Genomic DNA, 15178 nt, shown 5'->3' on the forward strand with positions numbered 1-15178 from the left:
CAATGATCTCATCGCCCCTCTGACCTTCGGTGAAAATCCACGTCGAGGTGTTCGATGAAACCGAACTCTTTCGCGACGGCGGTTGCGCTTCTCTGTGGCCTTTTCATGACGGGCCCGACCTCGGCCGTTTCCGCATACGCACTCACGGCTTCAGGGCCTGCTTCAGATGTGAAATCCCCCGAGAAGTCACCCACATGCCCTTCACAGAACGCTCCGCCCGGCACGGGCTCGCAGATAAGCGACGCCGACGCCGCCAATATCGTCCGTGCGCACAACGACGCACGCCGCGAGGCCATCCAAAAATTCCATCCCGGCCTTCCGCTGGTTTCTGTGACATGGGATGCCAAGCTCGCCTGTGACGCGCAGGCTTGGGCCGATGACCCCGCATCCAGCCAGGGCGGCGGGCTCCACCACAGCAGCCGTGCCACGAATGGCAACGAGGGCGAGAACCTTTTCAACGCTTTCCCCGGGCCGGCGCAGCCCATGATGGCACTGGACCCCTCAGTGGGCTTCAGCTGGATATCCGAGAAAGCCAAGTTCGACGCCGACACTAACGCCCCGGTCAACAGCAACTCGGCCTCCGGAACCAATTTCCACGCATGGGGTCATTACTCCCAGATGGTGTGGATGGCCCCCGAGTCGCCCACCACCACGGTCGGTTGTGGCGTGAAGGAAGACGTACCCGTGGCGAACAGCACGGGGTGGATTCTGGTCTGCCGGTACAGCGCCGCAGGCAACATCAACACGCAGCGGGCCATTCCGACCGGCGGCGGCCCGGTTCCACCGGCACCGTCATCCAAAGCGCCCTTCCGTGGCACCAGCGCTGTGTCGCAGCGGGATGGTCATCTGGACGTCTTCTGGATCGGCCCCGACGGCTCCGTCAGAACCGACTGGTGGGACGGCGCCAACGCAGCAGGCGCCTGGTCCGGCCACACCTCCTTCAACATCGCACCCCCCAACAGCGCAGCCCCCAACTCAGCGATTACCACCGTGTCCCAGAAAGCCGGCCACCTGGACGTCTTCTGGATCGGCCCCGACGGCTCCGTCAGAACCGACTGGTGGGACGGCGCCAACGCAGCAGGCGCCTGGTCCGGCCACACCTCCTTCAACATCGCACCCCCCAACAGCGCGGCCCCCAACTCAGCCATCAGCGCCGTGTCCCAGAAGGACGGCCACCTCGACGTCTTCTGGATCGGCCCCGACGGCTCGATCAGAACCGACTGGTGGGACGGCGGCAATGCAGCCGGCGCCTGGGCTGGCCACGGCTCCTTCAACATCGCACCGGCCAACAGCGCAGCCCCCACATCAGGAATCACCACCGTGTCGCAGCGGGATGGTCATCTGGATGTGTTCTGGGTCGGCCCCGACGGCTCCGTGAGAACCGACTGGTGGGACGGCGGCAGCGCAGCAGGCGCCTGGGGCGGACATGGCTCCTTCAACATCGCCCCCGCCAACAGCGCGGCCCCCAATTCAGCGATAACCACCGTGTCCCAGAAAGCCGGCCACCTCGACGTCTTCTGGATCGGCCCCGACGGCTCCGTCAGAACCCACTGGTGGGACGGCGCCAATGCAGCCGGCGCCTGGGCAGGCCATGGCTCCTTCAACATCGCACCGGCCAATAGCGCGGCCCCCACATCAGGAATCACCACCGTGTCCCAGAAAAACGGCCACCTGGACGTCTTCTGGATCGGCCCCGACGGCTCCGTCAGAACCCACTGGTGGGACGGCGGCAGCGCAGCAGGCGCCTGGTCCGGCCACGGCTCCTTCAACATCGCACCCCCCAACAGCGCCACCCCCAACTCAGCGATCAGCGCCGTATCCCAGAAAGAAGGCCACCTCGACGTCTTCTGGATCGGCACCGACGGATCCATCGGAACCGACTGGTGGGACGGCGCCAGCGCAGCAGGCGCCTGGTCCGGCCACGGCTCCTTCAACATCGCACCCCCCAACAGCGCAGCCCCGCAGTAGCGCAGGGAGGGTCCATGGCGACTGTCGAGAACAGAACCACTGGTGAACCGGCTTTCCACGGATTGTCCGACGGCGACAGCATCGCGGTCTTCGGCCAGGGCGGATCCGTAGGCGTCCGCGGAGACGGCGGCACGTGGCACGGCGTCGCCGGCATCAGTTCGAGCACGACCGGAGGCGCCGGGGTCCACGGCAGCAACACCGGGGCGAGAACAAGGCCGACGGCTCGGGAGTCGTCGGGCAGAGCCTCAACGGCGCGGGCGTGTTCGGCACCAGCAAGCACGGTCCCGCAGGAGTGTTCCAGGGGAGGGTGGCGGTCAACGGCGACCTCGAAGTCACCGGGGACATCCGGCTCGTCGGCGGCGACCTCGCCGAGCTCTTCGAGACGCGGCCCGCGGCCGCCTGCGAACCGGGCACCCTCATGAGCCTCGACGAGGACGGCCGGATCGCACCGAGCGACCGCGCCTACGACAAGAGGGCCATCGGGATCGTCGCCGGAGCCGGCACCTACCGGCCGGGGATGATCCTCGACTCCGGATGCGGTGAGGGCGCCCGGCCCATCGCCATGGTGGGCAAGACCTACTGCCGGGTCGACGCCTCCTTCGGGGCGATCGAGGTGGGCGACCTCCTCACCTCGTCCCCGACCCCGAGGACCCCGACGAAGTCTGGATCGAGTTCCCGACCGGCCCCGTCACCGGCCCCATGGACGGCCGCGCGGTCCGGGAAGTCGACCTGCCCGCGAACGTGGTCCAGCGGTACGCCGGCACCGTGCTGGGCGGCTCCGTGGCAACATTTTCTGGGGGCCGGTGGACCAGCCCCGGCTCCACACCCACAACATCGTTCCGCACGGGGCGAACTACTCGGGGACGTTCACCACGGACCAGCCGCTGCGGCCCCGTACGGCGTACCGGTTCACCGTGCAGGTCACCAACGGCTTCGAGCACCGGACCGTCCCGTCCGAGGCCACCGTCACCAGCGCCGCGAACATCATCTCGGTGCGCCAGTTCCTCGGCGCGAGCGGGGTTCCCACCCCAACCGGCCTGCGCGGCCCCCTGCACGGCGCGCACAGCCTGCGAGGCGCCATGGGCTGACGTCCAAAAAAAGCTCGGGCGATGGACAACATGATGGGCCGGCTGCGGTTCAGCGAGTGGGTGTAGTGGGTAGTGATACCCCGTCGCATGAGTGGACACCGGACCCGACCTCCCGCCAGGGGGCCGGGTCCGGTCCGTTTGCCCGGGCCGTCACATTCGGCCGCCGGGATCCGTCAGTGAGGTGGCACCGACCCACCGGTGGACCGACGGAAGGACATCACCATGCTGACCAACATCATGTACGTCACGCTCTACGTCACCGACCAGGACCGCGCGCTGAGCTTCTACACGGAGCAGCTCGGCCTGGAGAAGCGCATCGACTACCCGGGACCCGACGGCCGCTTCCTCACCGTGGCCGTCCCGGGCAGCCCGGTGGAACTCATCCTGTGGTCCCACGCGGCGGCCGCGGGCCAGCCGGCCGAGGTGGTGCCGAACACCACGCCCGGCCCGGTCATCCTCGAATCGGACGACCTGCTGGAGGACTTCAAGGTGCTCCGCGACCGCGGGGTCACCTTCGACCGGGCTGAACCGGAGTCGTACCCGTACGGCGTCCGCATCGAGGCCGTGGACCCCGACGGCAACCGCATCTCCCTGCGCCAGCGCGGCTAGAGAGCCTCGACGAAGGCCGCGAAGGCGGTGCGGCCGACGGTGAACACGGGGCCGTTCGGGACCTTGGAGTCCCGAACGGCCACGAGGTGTGGCTGGGGGGCGACCTCGACGCAGTCGCCGCCAGTGTTGCCGCTGTACGAAGCCTTGCGCCAGGCGGCGGGGCCGAGCGGGGCGCATTCGACGCAGTCGCCGCCACCGGAGCCGCTGTACGACGCCTTACGCCATTGCGCACCCGCCAGGTTCAGGGTGGTATCCATAGCGCTCCTCCACTACTCGGGCAATAAGTGCCGCCGAGTCCTCCACTGAGAGCGCGTCGGCCTGCAAGCGAGCGTAACCGACCGAACGCTCCTTGATCACTTGCGGGTTGGCGGTCATGTGCCCGATGTCGTAGCTCTCGGCGTAGAAGAGGTCAGGGTCACTATCGAAGCGCAGGAGGTTGAACGACCCACGAGTTGCGCTGTGTTGGCCGGTCGAGAAGGGAAGCACCTGGATCTGCAGCCACTGCCGGTCACGGAAGGTCAACAGGTGGCGGAGTTGCTCTCGCATCACGTCCCGGCCTCCGACCTCCCGGAGCAGCGTCGCCTCGTCCAGCACGACCCAGACCGCAGGCGGGCACTCCTGATCCAGGATGCGCTGCCGGTCCAACCGGGCCGCGACGAGGTCGTCGAGGTTCTTGGGCCGGTCGGCGCCCAGCACCGCGCGCGCGTAGGCCTCCGTCTGCAGCAGCCCGTACACCACCTGAGCCTGGTAGGTGGAGATGTACGCCGCCCTCGCCTCCAGCTTGGCGTACGCCTGGAACCAGGACGGCAGCTGGCTCCTCAATACCAGCCCCACCAGGCGGCCGAACTGCCCATCCGTGCCCAGCGCCACATCCACCCGGTCCGAGAATTCCCGGGTCGGGATCCTCCGGGTGGTCTCGATCTGCCCGACCAGGGACCCGGTGCAGTAGATGATGTCGCCGAGTTCCGTCTGCTTCAGCCCGGCAGCCTCCCGCAGACGCCGTAGCTCTGCGCCGTAGTAGTCCAGCGGAGAGGCGTCGGGATCGAGTTCGCGAATACAGACCATGGGCGGTCACCCCCAAGTACACGCCGTGCGGCGTACGTTCCGGTCAGCGACCGAGCGTAACGACCCCACCGCACCCCGGTACCGGAAACCGGGCAACCGCCCACCAACGGGTTACGCCCTCGGCGCCGGGCAGACCTGCCAGGCCAGGTGGTAGAGCGTGTTCACGCTCGCGTCCGTGGAGTCCATGGCCATGAAATTGGTCGAGGTCGGGCTGGACGTCCCGGCGTTCACGCGCAGCTCCGTGTTGATGTTGAAGTTGCGCTGCTCGCCACAGGGGGCCCAGACCAGGTCGGAGTACTCGGTCTTGTCGGTCGACTGCCAGTTGTCGTCCAGCGGGCCCGTGAACTGGTGGCTGCGCTGGGTCGTCTGCGGCATGCCCTGGAAGTAGTAGCCCGCGCGTTCCTGCCCCGACGCGCCGCGCTGGAGGGAGGCGAAGCCGCGGTAGTCGGCCTGGACGATCGCGTAGGTGAAGCCGGACGGCACGTGCACGCGCAGGTTGAGCTGGCAGTTCTTGCGGAAGGCGGTGGGCGGGGCGCCAGGGCCGACCTGGGCGAGGTACTCGCTGTAGGTGACCGTGAAGGCCGTGTTGTCCGGCGCGACGGCGACCTGCGCGGTGCCTTCGCGGCAGCCGGAGCCGTTGACGGTGGCGAGTTCGATCACGATCTTGTCGGGCGGGACGGTGATCGGTGTCGCGTGGGCCGGGGCCGCGGTGACGAGCAGCGCGGCGGTCGCCGCGGCGGCGAGCAGGGTTCGGGACAGGGAAGGAGACATCGATGTCACTCCTGGCCGTGAGGTGGTGGTACGGGCGGGTTTCAGGCGGCCGGACACTGCTTCCACTCGAAGTGGTAGACGGTGTTGACGCTGCCGTCCGTCGAATCCATGCTCATGAAGTTCAGGGTCTGCGGGCTGGACGTGCCCGCGTAGACGCGGAGTTCGGTGTTGACGTTGAGGATGCGGTCCTCGCCGCAGGCGGCCCAGACGAGGTCGGCGTAACCGGTCTGGTCGCTGGACTGCCAGTTGTCCGAGTACGGGCCCCCGAACTGGTGGGTCGTACGGGCCGTCTGTGAGGCGCCCTGGAAGTAGTACCCGGCGCGCTCCTGCCCGTAGGCGCCGCGCTGGAGGCTGGCGAAGCCGCGGTAGTCGGCGCGGGCGATGGCGTAGGTGAAGCCCTGGGGGACGTGGACCCGTAGGGCGAGCTGGCAGTTCTTGCGGAATTCCGTGCCGCCCGCGCCCGCTCCGGTCTGGGCGAGGTAGTCGCTGTAGGTGACGGTGAAGGCGGTGTTGTCGGGCGAGGCGGCGACATCGGCCGTACCCAGGGGGCAGCCGGAGCCGTTCGCCCCGACCACCTCCACGGTGACCCGGCCGGGTGGCACGTAGGCGGTGTCGTCGGCCTGGGCGGTGGCGCTGGGGACGGCCACGGCCGTCAGGGTCAGGGCCGCGGCCCCGAGGGCCAGTCTGCGCAGGGGCATGTCCGGTACTCCGTCCGGTGGGTGCGCGTACGGATCCGGAATGCGGATCCGCCTTGGGCATGCACATGCCACCACGGCGGGGTCGGCCCGGTAAGGACGGGATACGGACAACGCCCCCGCCCCCGGCCCATCCCCGCCCCCCTGGCCCGAACCCACGCCTCCGCTCCCCGCCCGGACCTCCCCATCAGCGCACCACCCCGAGCCCGGGTCCGCCCCTCCCCCGGGAATGTCCGGAACCAAGGAGCGGTCCCCCAACTCCGCCAAACGGAGTGGCTCTTGATGCGATGGGGGGTGGCTCCGACTTTCGCCCAAGACCCCACCGCCGCCTACGAGCGGAGACCGTACGACCGCGTCGAGCAGAGCCAGAAGCCGGCCGAGGCGAGCAGTGTGACCAGTCCGGATGACGGCACGTCATGATGACTGCATGACAGACGAATCGATCGGCCCGCGCGCCATCGCCGACAGCTACCTCAACCAGGTTGCGGCGCACGACCCGCTGGAAGCCGCGTGGCTGGGCCTGCACCCGGGCGACGAGCGGCAGCCGGACCTCTCGCCGGAGGGCTTCGAGGCCCACGCCGAAATCGCCCGCCGTGCCCTCGCCGCCCTCGATGCCGCCCCGGTGACGGTCGACCCCGCCGAGCAGGCCTGTGCCCGGCTGCTGCGGGAGCGTCTCACCGCCGAGCTCGCCGTGCAGGACTCCGGTGACAACTTCCGCCAGCTGCGCGCGATCGGTGCACACGTCCACCAGGTGCGCGACATCTTCACCTTCATGCCCACCGCCACCGACGAGGACTGGGCCGCCGTGGCCGGAAGGCTGCGCAATCTCCCCGGTGCGCTCGACGGCTACCGGACGACCATCACCGAGGGGATCTCCCGCGATTTGCTCGCCGCTCCTCGGCAGGTGGCCGTGGTCATCAGCCAGCTCACCGCCTGGACCGGACAGACGGCTGGACGGCAGGCGGGCGGCGGCGGCGCCGGTTGGTTCGCCGACTTCGTCGCGGACGGCCCCGAGTCGCTGCGCACCGAACTGGACACCGCCGCCCTACGAGCCACCGCCGCAGTCGCGGAGTTCCGGGATTGGATGCGGGATACCTACGCCCCCGCCGCCGCCCGCACGCCGGACGCCGTCGGCCGCGAGCGCTACCTGCGCGCCGTCCGCTACTGCACCGGTGCCGACCTCGACCTGGACGAGGCCTACGAGTGGGCCTGGAGCGAGTTCCACGGGACGCTTGCCGAGATGCGGATCGAGGCCGACCGCGTCCTGCCCGGCTCGACTCCTCTGGAAGCCATGCACCACCTTGAGCAGCACGGCCACGCGGTCAAGGGCGAGGAGGGCATCCGCGACTGGCTGCAGCGGATCATGGACGAGGCGATCGACGCCCTCGACGGCCACCACTTCGACTTCGCCGACCCGATACGCAAGGTCGAGTCCCTGATCGCACCTGCAGGGAGCGTCGGGGGGCCCTACTACTCGGGCCCCAGCCTCGACTTCAGCCGCCCCGGCCGGACCTACCTGCCCACCCTCGGCCGGGAGTCCTTCCCGACCTGGCAGCTCGTCAGCACCTGGTACCACGAGGGCGTGCCCGGCCACCACCTGCAGCTCGCCCAGTGGGTCGCCATGGCCGACCGGCTGAGCCGCTACCAGGCCACGCTGGGCATCGTCAGCGCCAACATCGAGGGCTGGGCACTGTACGCCGAGCGGCTCATGGACGACCTGGGGTACTTCGCCGACCCGGGCTATCGCATGGGCTTCCTGGACGAGCAGATGCTGCGGACCATCCGGGTGATCATCGACATCGGCATGCACCTGCGCCTCACCATCCCCGCCGACTCCGGCTTCCACCCCGGCGAGCGCTGGACTCCGGCGCTGGCCACGGAGTTCATGGCCACCTACAACGGCACCCCCGCCGAGGAGCGGATCGGCCAGATCGACCGTTACCTGGGCTGGCCGGGCCAGGCCATCGGATACAAGCTCGGCGAACGCGCCTGGCTGGCGGGTCGAGAAGCCGCCCAGCGGCGCCAGGGGGCCTCCTTCGACCTCAAGACCTGGCACATGAAGGCGCTCTCCCAGGGTTCCCTGGGCCTCGACGATCTGGTCGACAACCTCGCGGCGCTGTAGCCCCGACGCGGGGCTTCGGCGTAGTCGCGGGCGGTGTGCCGGAGTCGGCGGCCATGTTCGTTCTGCCGGCCAGGCGGAGGGCGCCGATGGCGAGGTTGCGCCAGGTGGCCATTGCGCGAGGTGCGGTGCCGGTCCGCAACGTCTTCGGCGAACGTCACATCCCTGGGCACCGGCAACCACTCGGGGTGGTTCAGCTACGCGCCCACCAAGGGTGACGTGCGGGTGCAGCCGTTCAGCAAGAACCAGACCCTGACGGGCAAGTTCTACCCGCTCCGGCACATCCACGTGGACGGCTGAGCCGACGCCAAACCAGCCTGCCCGGTGTTTGAGGGCCGCCTCATCAGCCCGCCCGGCGTTTGAGGGCCCCGGCCCGGGGGCCGATTCCAGCCTGCCCGGCGTTTGAGGGCCCGCCGGAGGCGACGCCAGCCCCGTACAACGGGTGCGCCTCAAACGCCGGGCGGCTCTGCCCTCCGGGGGCGCCTCAAACGCCGGCGAGGCTGGGGGTGGCCTGGCGGGGCTGGCGCGGCCGTGCGCTACCGGGCCCCGTACACCGGGTGCGGGGGCTCGGAGGCGGAGAGGAGTTTCGCGGCCGCCTCGCCCGCTTCCGCGGGGGTCCAGCGGGACCCGCGGTCGGCGGTGGGGCCCGGGCGCCAGCCCTCCATTACGGTGATACGGCCGCCTTCTGATTCGAAGACTCGGCCCGTGACCCCCGCCGAGGCGTCGGAGCCGAGCCACACCACCAGCGGGGAGACGTTCTCCGGGGCCATCGCGTCGAAGGCTCCGGGGAGAGGGGCCGCCATGGTGTCCGCGAAGGCCGCCTCCGTCATCCTCGTCCGCGCCGCCGGGGCTATCGCGTTGACCTGGACCCCGTACCGCCCCATCTCCGCCGCCGCGACCAGGGTCAGGCCGAGGATCCCCGCCTTGGCCGCGCTGTAGTTGCCCTGGCCGACGGAGCCCAGCAGCCCGGCCCCGGACGAGGTGTTGACGACCCGGGCCGCCACCTCGCGGCCCGCCTTGGACTCGGCCCGCCAGTGCGCCGCCGCGTGCTTGAGCGGCAGGAAGTGCCCCTTCACGTGGACCCGCATGACCGCGTCCCAGTCGTCCTCGTCCAGGTTCACGAGCATCCGGTCCCGCAGGAACCCGGCGTTGTTGACCAGCGTGTCGAGCCGCCCGAAGGCGTCGAGCGCGCACTCGACCAGCGAGGCCGCGCCCCCGGCCGTCGCGATGTCCCCGCCGTGGGCCACCGCCTCGCCGCCCAGCGCGCGGATCTCCGCCACCACCAGCGCGGCCGGGCTGTCCGGCCCCGGCAGGCCGTCGAGGCCGACCCCGAGGTCGTTGACGACGACCCGCGCCCCCTCCGCCGCGAAGGCCAGCGCGTGGGCCCGGCCCAGCCCCCGCCCCGCGCCCGTCACGATCACTACCCGGTCAGCGGCAATGCCCATGTCAGTTCTCCTTGGTGTCCGTGTTCGTGTCCTTGTTTGCGGTGGCGGCGTCCAGGAAGGCGGGGCGTTCGCCGCCGCCGTGCAGCAGCAGGCTCGCGCCGCTCACGTACGCGGCTCGGTCGGAGGCCAGGAAGACGGCCGCCGCGCCCACGTCGGAGGGTTCGGCGAGGCGGCCGAGCGGGACGGTGGCGCCGACGGCCGCGATCCCGCTCTCGTCCCCGTAGTGCAGGTGGGACAGTTCGGTGCGGACCATGCCCAGCACCAGGGTGTTGACGCGTACGTCGGGGGCCCATTCGACGGCCATCGAGCGGGCCAGGTTCTCCAGCCCGGCCTTCGCGGCCCCGTAGGCGGCGGTGCCCGGCGAGGGGCGGGTGCCGCTGACGCTGCCGATCATGACCACCGAGCCGCCTGCCGAGCCGCCCGCCGGGCCGCCCGCCTCCCGCAGGAACGGGTACGCGGCGAGCGAGGCGGTCATCGGGGCGGTCAGGTTGAGGGCGAGGACCCGCGCGTGCCGTTCCGCCTCGCCCTCGCCGAGCAGCCGGTAGGGGGTGCCGCCCGCGTTGTTGACCAGGCAGTCGAGGCGCCCGTACCGCTCGGCGACGGCCGCGAAGAACTCCCCCACCGCCGCCGGATCGCGCAGGTCGAGGGCCTGGAAGAGGGCCTCGCGACCGTCCGCCACCACCGGCTCGTCCGGGGGGCGGCGGGCGCATACGACGACCCGCGCGCCCGCCGCGAGGAACGACCGGGCGATCCCGGCGCCGACGCCCCGGGTGCCGCCGGTGACGACGACGACCCTCCCGTCCAGCTCCATGGGCTGCTACCTTCCTCCCCTAACAAACGTTTGGTGGAAAGGTAGCTGATCCGCTCATGGGTGTCTCCACCTCAAGCCCCGGCAAGGGCATCGCACTCGTCACAGTCGACTACCCACCGGTCAACGCCCTGCCCGTACAAGGCTGGTACGACCTCGCCGACGCCCTGCGCGCCGCGGGCCGCGACCCCGAGGTCCGCTGCGTGGTCCTGGCCGCCGAGGGCCGCGGCTTCAACGCGGGCGTCGACATCAAGGAGATGCAGCGCGACACCGGGCACGGCGCGCTCATCGGCGCCAACCGCGGCTGCTACGAGGCCTTCGCGGCCGTGTACGAATGCGAGGTCCCGGTGGTCGCCGCCGTGCACGGCTTCTGCCTGGGCGGCGGCATCGGCCTGGTCGGCAACGCGGACGCGATCGTCGCCGGCGACGACGCCACCTTCGGGCTGCCGGAGCTGGACCGGGGCGCGCTCGGCGCGGCCACCCACCTGTCCCGGCTGGTCCCCCAGCACCTGATGCGCGCCCTGTACTACACCTCGCGCACCGCGACGGCCGCCGAACTGCACGCGCACGGCTCGGTGTGGAAGGTGGTTCCGCCGGGCGCCCTGCGCGCGGCGGCCCTGGAGCTGGCCGCCGAGATCGCGCTCAAGGACGGCTATCTGATCCGCCTGGCCAAGGCGGCGATCAACGGCATCGACCCCGTGGACGTGCGGCGCAGCTACCGCTTCGAGCAGGGCTTCACCTTCGAGGCCAATCTCAGCGGGGTCGCCGACCGGGTCCGCGACACCTTCGGAGGCGAGGAGCGCTGATGAGCGACAAGACCGACAAGATCATGTCCCCCGAAGAGGTGGTCGGGCGGCTGCGCAGCGGAATGACGGTCGGGATCGGCGGCTGGGGTTCGCGCCGCAAGCCGATGGCCCTGGTCAGAGCACTGCTCCGGTCCGAGATCACCGATCTCACCGTGATCTCCTACGGCGGGCCCGACGTCGGCCTGCTGGCCGCGGCCGGGAAGATCCGCAAGCTGGTGGCCGCCTTCACCACCCTCGACTCCATCCCCCTCGAACCCCACTTCCGGGCCGCCCGCGAACGCGGCGCCTTCGACCTCACCGAGATCGACGAGGCCATGTTCATGTGGGGCCTGACCGCCGCCGCGAACCGGCTGCCCTTCCTCCCCGTCCGGGCCGGCCTCGGCTCCGACGTGATGCGGGTCAACCCCGAGCTGCGCACGGTCACCTCCCCCTACGCCGACGGCGAGGAGTTCGTCGCCGTACCCGCCCTGCGCATGGACGCGGCCCTGGTCCACGTGAACCGCGCCGACCGCGCGGGCAACGGCCAGTACCTGGGCCCCGACCCGTACTTCGACGACCTCTTCTGCGAGGCAGCCGACACGGCGTACGTCTCCTGCGAACGCCTCGTCGAGACCGCCGAGCTGACCCGCGCGGCCGCCCCGCAGACCCTGCTGATCAAGCGGCACTCGGTCACCGGGGTCGTCGAGACCCCGCACGGCGCGCACTTCACCACCTGCGCCCCCGACTACGAGCGCGACGAGCCCTTCCAGAAGGCGTACGCCGCCGCGGCCGCCGATCCGGCCGCCTGGGCGGAGTTCACCGCCCGCTTCCTGTCCGGCAACGAGAAGGCCTACCAGTCCGCCGTCCAGGCCTGGCACGAGGAGCAGCAGTGACGACCCCAGCGACAGCAGCGACTTCCGCGGCCACCCGCGCCGACCACTGCGTGATCGCCTGCGCCGAGGCCTGGCGGGACAACGGCGAGGTGCTCGCGAGCCCCATGGGCCTGATCCCCTCCATCGGCGCCCGGCTCGCCCGCCGCACCTTCTCCCCCGACCTGCTGCTGACCAACGGCGAGGCGTTCCTGGTCGGCCCGGACGGGGCCATCGAGGGCTGGCTGCCCTACCGCCAGCACCTGGCCATGGTCACCGGCGGCAAGCGGCACGTGATGATGGGCGCGAGCCAGATCGACCGGTTCGGGAACCAGAACATCTCCTGCATCGGCGACTGGGAGCAGCCCGCCCGGCAGCTGCTCGGCGTGCGCGGGGCCCCCGTCAACACCCTGAACAATCCGGTGAGTTACTGGATCCCCAAGCACTCCTCGCGGGTGTTCGTGGAGCGCGTGGACATGGTCTCGGGCGTGGGCTACGACCGCGCCGCCGCGGCGGGCCCCTCCGCGACCCGCTTCCACCGCATCCCGCGCGTGGTGACCAACCTCGGCGTGTTCGACTTCGAGACCCCGGACCGCTCGATGCGGATCGCCTCCCTGCACCCGGGGGTGACGGTCGAGGAGGTCCGCGCGGCCACCGGCTTCGACCTCACGGGGATCAGCGAGGGGGAATGCGCGTACACCCGCGAGCCGACCGCCGCCGAACTGCGCCTGATCCACGAGGAACTCGACCCGCGCGCCACCCGCCTGCGCGAGGTGCCCGCGTAATGGAGGCCGCGATGGAGGCCTCGATGGACACCGTGACGGAGACCGGATGGAGACCGTGATGGAGACCGCCCTCACCAAGCTCGTCGGCATCGAGCACCCCATCGTCCAGACCGGCATGGGCTGGGTCGCGGGCCCGCGCCTGGTGTCCGCCGCCGCCAACGCCGGCGCGCTCGGCATCCTGGCCTCCGCCACGATGACCGTCGACCAGCTGCGCAGCGCGGTGCAGGAGGTCAAGTCCCGTACGCAGGCACCCTTCGGGGTCAATCTGCGCGCGGACGCCGGGGACGCGGCCGAGCGGGCGCAGCTGATCATCGACGAGGGGGTGCGCGTCGCGTCCTTCGCGCTCGCGCCGTCCAGGGAGCTGATCGCGCGGCTCAAGGACGCGGGCGTGGTGGTCATCCCGTCCATCGGGGCGCGCCGGCACGCGGAGAAGGTCGCGGCCTGGGGCGCGGACGCCGTGATCGTGCAGGGCGGGGAGGGCGGCGGGCACACCGGGGACGTGGCCACGACCGTACTGCTGCCGCAGGTCGTGGACGCGGTGGACATCCCGGTGATCGCCGCGGGCGGCTTCCGCGACGGGCGCGGTCTGGTCGCCGCCCTCGCCTTCGGGGCGGCGGGCATCGCGATGGGCACCCGGTTCCTGCTGACCTCCGATTCGACCGTCCCGGACCCGGTCAAGGCGCGCTACCTCGCGGCGGGCGTCAAGGACGTCACGGTGACGACGGCCGTGGACGGGCTGCCGCACCGGATGCTGCGCAGCGAGCTGGTCATCTCCCTGGAGCGGGCGGGCCGTACCCGGGCGCTGGCCAAGGCGGTCCGGCACGCGGCGGCCTTCCGCCGGATCTCGGGGCTGAGCTGGCCGCAGATGGTCCGCGACGGGCTCGCGATGAAACACGGCAAGGACCTGTCCTGGAGCCAGGTCCTGCTCGCCGCCAACACCCCCATGCTCCTCAAGGCGTCCATGGTCGAGGGCCGTACGGACCTCGGCGTCATGGCATCCGGCCAGGTCGCGGGCGTGATCGAGGACCTTCCGTCCTGTGCGGAACTCGTCGCCCGCGTCATGGCCGAGGCACACGCAGTGCTCCGCGCCCTGCCTCCGGCAGGGTGATCCCCCTTCTCCCCCTCAGGAGTCGCATCGATGAGCCGTGCCCGAATCCGCCTGGCGGCGACCGGAGTGCTTCTCTCCGCGCTCGCCGTCGGCACCCTGCCCGTCGGCGCCGCGTACGCCGCGCCGACGGCCACCGCCCGGCACCAGCAGCACCCGTACCCGTACCCGTACCCGTACCAGCAGCAGCTGGCGGAAACGATCCGCCAGATCCCCCTCCAGGGCGCGGTCAACGTCCGTGACATCGGCGGGTACCGCACCCTCCTCGGCGGCCAGGTCCGCCAGGGCCTCGTCTACCGTTCCGACGCGCTGAGCAAGCTGACCGACGCGGACCTCACCACGGTCTCCGGTCTCGGCCTCACGAAGGTCGTCGATTTCCGCATCCCCATGGAACTCCAGTACGACGGCGCCGACCGGCTGCCCGCCGGGCTGACCCCCACGTCGCGCCAGGTCAGCGACCTGGGCCTGTACGGGACCCTGGTCGGCGCCATCGCCACCGGCGACCCGGTCAAGCAGGAGCAGATCCTCGGCGGCGGCCGCGCCGAGGCCTACATGCGCGACATCTACCGCACCTTCGTCACCAGCCCCGACAGCCGGGCGCAGTTCGCGGCGACCCTGCGGGAGATCGCGGACGGCGCGCAGGGACCGCTGCTCTACCACTGCACCTCCGGCAAGGACCGGACGGGCTGGATGAGCTACGTCCTCCTGCGGGCCCTGGCCGTGCCGCAGCCCACGGCCGAGCGCGACTACCTGGCCTCGAACACCTTCCGCGCGGCGTACGACGCCCAGGTCCGGGCGGGGCTCAAACAGTCCGGCCGGATGCAGAACCCGGACCTGCTGATCCCGCTCCAGGAGGTCCGCCAGGACTACCTGGACTCGGCGACGGCGCAGCTGGAGGCCGACTACGGGAGCTTCTACGGCTATCTGACGGACGGCCTCGGGCTGGACCTGAAGACCCTGGCGAAGCTCCAGACGAAGCTGGTCCGGTCGTAGGACCCGGCCGGGAACGCGAGAACGCCGGGCAGCGCATCATGCGCTGCCCGGCGTTCTCGTCGTACAGGTACTG

The 15178-nt window shown here is 70.8% G+C and carries 16 protein-coding genes; 10 read left to right on the plus strand and 6 right to left on the minus strand.

The features are described from left to right. The first annotated feature begins 54 nt into the window (after nt 1-54). From OHS33_RS09170 to OHS33_RS09180, 3 genes are all read left to right on the plus strand, one after another. On the plus strand, nt 55-1968 hold the full coding sequence (locus OHS33_RS09170) for a CAP domain-containing protein (RefSeq protein ID WP_330329878.1): 1914 nt from the start codon (nt 55-57) through the stop codon (nt 1966-1968). 803 nt (nt 1969-2771) lie between these two features. Further along, nucleotides 2772-3056, plus strand: coding sequence for a hypothetical protein (locus tag OHS33_RS09175; RefSeq protein WP_330329879.1), 285 nt, complete (start codon nt 2772-2774; stop codon nt 3054-3056). A 222-nt stretch (nt 3057-3278) separates the two neighbouring features. After that, nucleotides 3279-3665 (plus strand): VOC family protein, encoded by a 387-nt coding sequence (locus tag OHS33_RS09180; protein WP_330329880.1) that lies wholly within the window; start codon nt 3279-3281, stop codon nt 3663-3665. Here the strand turns inward: OHS33_RS09180 and OHS33_RS09185 are convergent. The 4 genes from OHS33_RS09185 to OHS33_RS09200 all read right to left on the minus strand — a co-directional run bounded on the left by OHS33_RS09185 (nt 3662) and on the right by OHS33_RS09200 (nt 6199). Beyond that, the gene (locus OHS33_RS09185; RefSeq protein ID WP_330329881.1) at nt 3662-3922 is read right to left on the minus strand and encodes a DUF397 domain-containing protein; all 261 of its coding nucleotides are present in this window, start codon (nt 3920-3922) and stop codon (nt 3662-3664) included. The two genes, OHS33_RS09180 and OHS33_RS09185, sit on opposite strands and share 4 nt — an antisense overlap. Beyond that, the gene (locus OHS33_RS09190) at nt 3882-4730 is read right to left on the minus strand and encodes a helix-turn-helix domain-containing protein (protein ID WP_330329882.1); all 849 of its coding nucleotides are present in this window, start codon (nt 4728-4730) and stop codon (nt 3882-3884) included. The genes OHS33_RS09185 and OHS33_RS09190 overlap by 41 nt, the downstream gene beginning before the upstream one ends. A 111-nt stretch (nt 4731-4841) precedes the next feature. Next, nucleotides 4842-5501, minus strand: a complete 660-nt coding sequence (locus tag OHS33_RS09195) for a DUF4360 domain-containing protein (protein WP_330329883.1) — start codon at nt 5499-5501, stop codon at nt 4842-4844. A 41-nt stretch (nt 5502-5542) separates the two neighbouring features. Continuing rightward, nucleotides 5543-6199, minus strand: coding sequence for a DUF4360 domain-containing protein (locus tag OHS33_RS09200; RefSeq protein WP_330329884.1), 657 nt, complete (start codon nt 6197-6199; stop codon nt 5543-5545). A gap of 424 nt (nt 6200-6623) precedes the next feature. On the opposite strand from OHS33_RS09200, the gene OHS33_RS09205 reads away from it, so the two are divergent. Together OHS33_RS09205 and OHS33_RS09210 are read left to right on the plus strand one after the other, a co-directional pair. Further along, the gene (locus OHS33_RS09205; RefSeq protein WP_330329885.1) at nt 6624-8318 is read left to right on the plus strand and encodes a DUF885 domain-containing protein; all 1695 of its coding nucleotides are present in this window, start codon (nt 6624-6626) and stop codon (nt 8316-8318) included. Between the two features lie 111 nt (nt 8319-8429). Further along, on the plus strand, nt 8430-8615 hold the full coding sequence (locus tag OHS33_RS09210; RefSeq protein WP_330329886.1) for a hypothetical protein: 186 nt from the start codon (nt 8430-8432) through the stop codon (nt 8613-8615). Between the two features lie 236 nt (nt 8616-8851). Here the strand turns inward: OHS33_RS09210 and OHS33_RS09215 are convergent, their stop codons facing one another. Then, entirely contained in the window at nt 8852-9760 is a 909-nt protein-coding gene (locus OHS33_RS09215) for an SDR family oxidoreductase (protein WP_330329887.1), read from the minus strand. A gap of 1 nt (nt 9761) precedes the next feature. Beyond that, nucleotides 9762-10571, minus strand: a complete 810-nt coding sequence (locus OHS33_RS09220; RefSeq protein WP_330329888.1) for an SDR family oxidoreductase — start codon at nt 10569-10571, stop codon at nt 9762-9764. A 56-nt stretch (nt 10572-10627) separates the two neighbouring features. On the opposite strand from OHS33_RS09220, the gene OHS33_RS09225 reads away from it, so the two are divergent. Genes OHS33_RS09225 through OHS33_RS09245 form a run of 5 tightly spaced genes read left to right on the plus strand, consistent with a single transcriptional unit; the run spans nt 10628 to nt 15105 of the window. Beyond that, nucleotides 10628-11374, plus strand: coding sequence for an enoyl-CoA hydratase family protein (locus OHS33_RS09225; RefSeq protein ID WP_330329889.1), 747 nt, complete (start codon nt 10628-10630; stop codon nt 11372-11374). Beyond that, on the plus strand, nt 11374-12246 hold the full coding sequence (locus OHS33_RS09230) for a CoA transferase subunit A (RefSeq protein WP_330329890.1): 873 nt from the start codon (nt 11374-11376) through the stop codon (nt 12244-12246). The genes OHS33_RS09225 and OHS33_RS09230 overlap by 1 nt, the downstream gene beginning before the upstream one ends. Next, nucleotides 12243-13007, plus strand: coding sequence for a CoA-transferase subunit beta (locus tag OHS33_RS09235; protein ID WP_330329891.1), 765 nt, complete (start codon nt 12243-12245; stop codon nt 13005-13007). The genes OHS33_RS09230 and OHS33_RS09235 overlap by 4 nt, the downstream gene beginning before the upstream one ends. A 58-nt stretch (nt 13008-13065) precedes the next feature. Continuing rightward, a complete protein-coding gene (locus OHS33_RS09240) occupies nt 13066-14115 on the plus strand; it encodes an NAD(P)H-dependent flavin oxidoreductase (protein ID WP_330334973.1) in 1050 nt (349 codons plus the stop codon). A gap of 30 nt (nt 14116-14145) precedes the next feature. Then, entirely contained in the window at nt 14146-15105 is a 960-nt protein-coding gene (locus OHS33_RS09245) for a tyrosine-protein phosphatase (protein WP_330329892.1), read from the plus strand. Nucleotides 15106-15178: the final 73 nt, after the last annotated feature.

The organism is Streptomyces sp. NBC_00536, from assembly GCF_036346295.1.
GTDB lineage: Bacteria > Actinomycetota > Actinomycetes > Streptomycetales > Streptomycetaceae > Streptomyces.

Bases quoted from the DNA above. Each gene is read 5' to 3' on its own strand.
- OHS33_RS09225 (WP_330329889.1), top strand. From the start codon at position 10,628: ATGGGTGTCTCCACCTCAAGCCCCGGCAAGGGCATCGCACTCGTCACA.
- OHS33_RS09230 (WP_330329890.1), top strand. From the start codon at position 11,374: ATGAGCGACAAGACCGACAAGATCATGTCCCCCGAAGAGGTGGTCGGG.
- OHS33_RS09215 (WP_330329887.1), bottom strand. From the start codon at position 9,760: ATGGGCATTGCCGCTGACCGGGTAGTGATCGTGACGGGCGCGGGGCGG.
- OHS33_RS09220 (WP_330329888.1), bottom strand. From the start codon at position 10,571: ATGGAGCTGGACGGGAGGGTCGTCGTCGTCACCGGCGGCACCCGGGGC.
- OHS33_RS09170 (WP_330329878.1), top strand. From the start codon at position 55: ATGAAACCGAACTCTTTCGCGACGGCGGTTGCGCTTCTCTGTGGCCTT.
- OHS33_RS09190 (WP_330329882.1), bottom strand. From the start codon at position 4,730: ATGGTCTGTATTCGCGAACTCGATCCCGACGCCTCTCCGCTGGACTAC.
- OHS33_RS09240 (WP_330334973.1), top strand. From the start codon at position 13,066: ATGGAGACCGCCCTCACCAAGCTCGTCGGCATCGAGCACCCCATCGTC.
- OHS33_RS09185 (WP_330329881.1), bottom strand. From the start codon at position 3,922: ATGGATACCACCCTGAACCTGGCGGGTGCGCAATGGCGTAAGGCGTCG.
- OHS33_RS09180 (WP_330329880.1), top strand. From the start codon at position 3,279: ATGCTGACCAACATCATGTACGTCACGCTCTACGTCACCGACCAGGAC.
- OHS33_RS09245 (WP_330329892.1), top strand. From the start codon at position 14,146: ATGAGCCGTGCCCGAATCCGCCTGGCGGCGACCGGAGTGCTTCTCTCC.
- OHS33_RS09195 (WP_330329883.1), bottom strand. From the start codon at position 5,501: ATGTCTCCTTCCCTGTCCCGAACCCTGCTCGCCGCCGCGGCGACCGCC.
- OHS33_RS09205 (WP_330329885.1), top strand. From the start codon at position 6,624: ATGACAGACGAATCGATCGGCCCGCGCGCCATCGCCGACAGCTACCTC.
- OHS33_RS09200 (WP_330329884.1), bottom strand. From the start codon at position 6,199: ATGCCCCTGCGCAGACTGGCCCTCGGGGCCGCGGCCCTGACCCTGACG.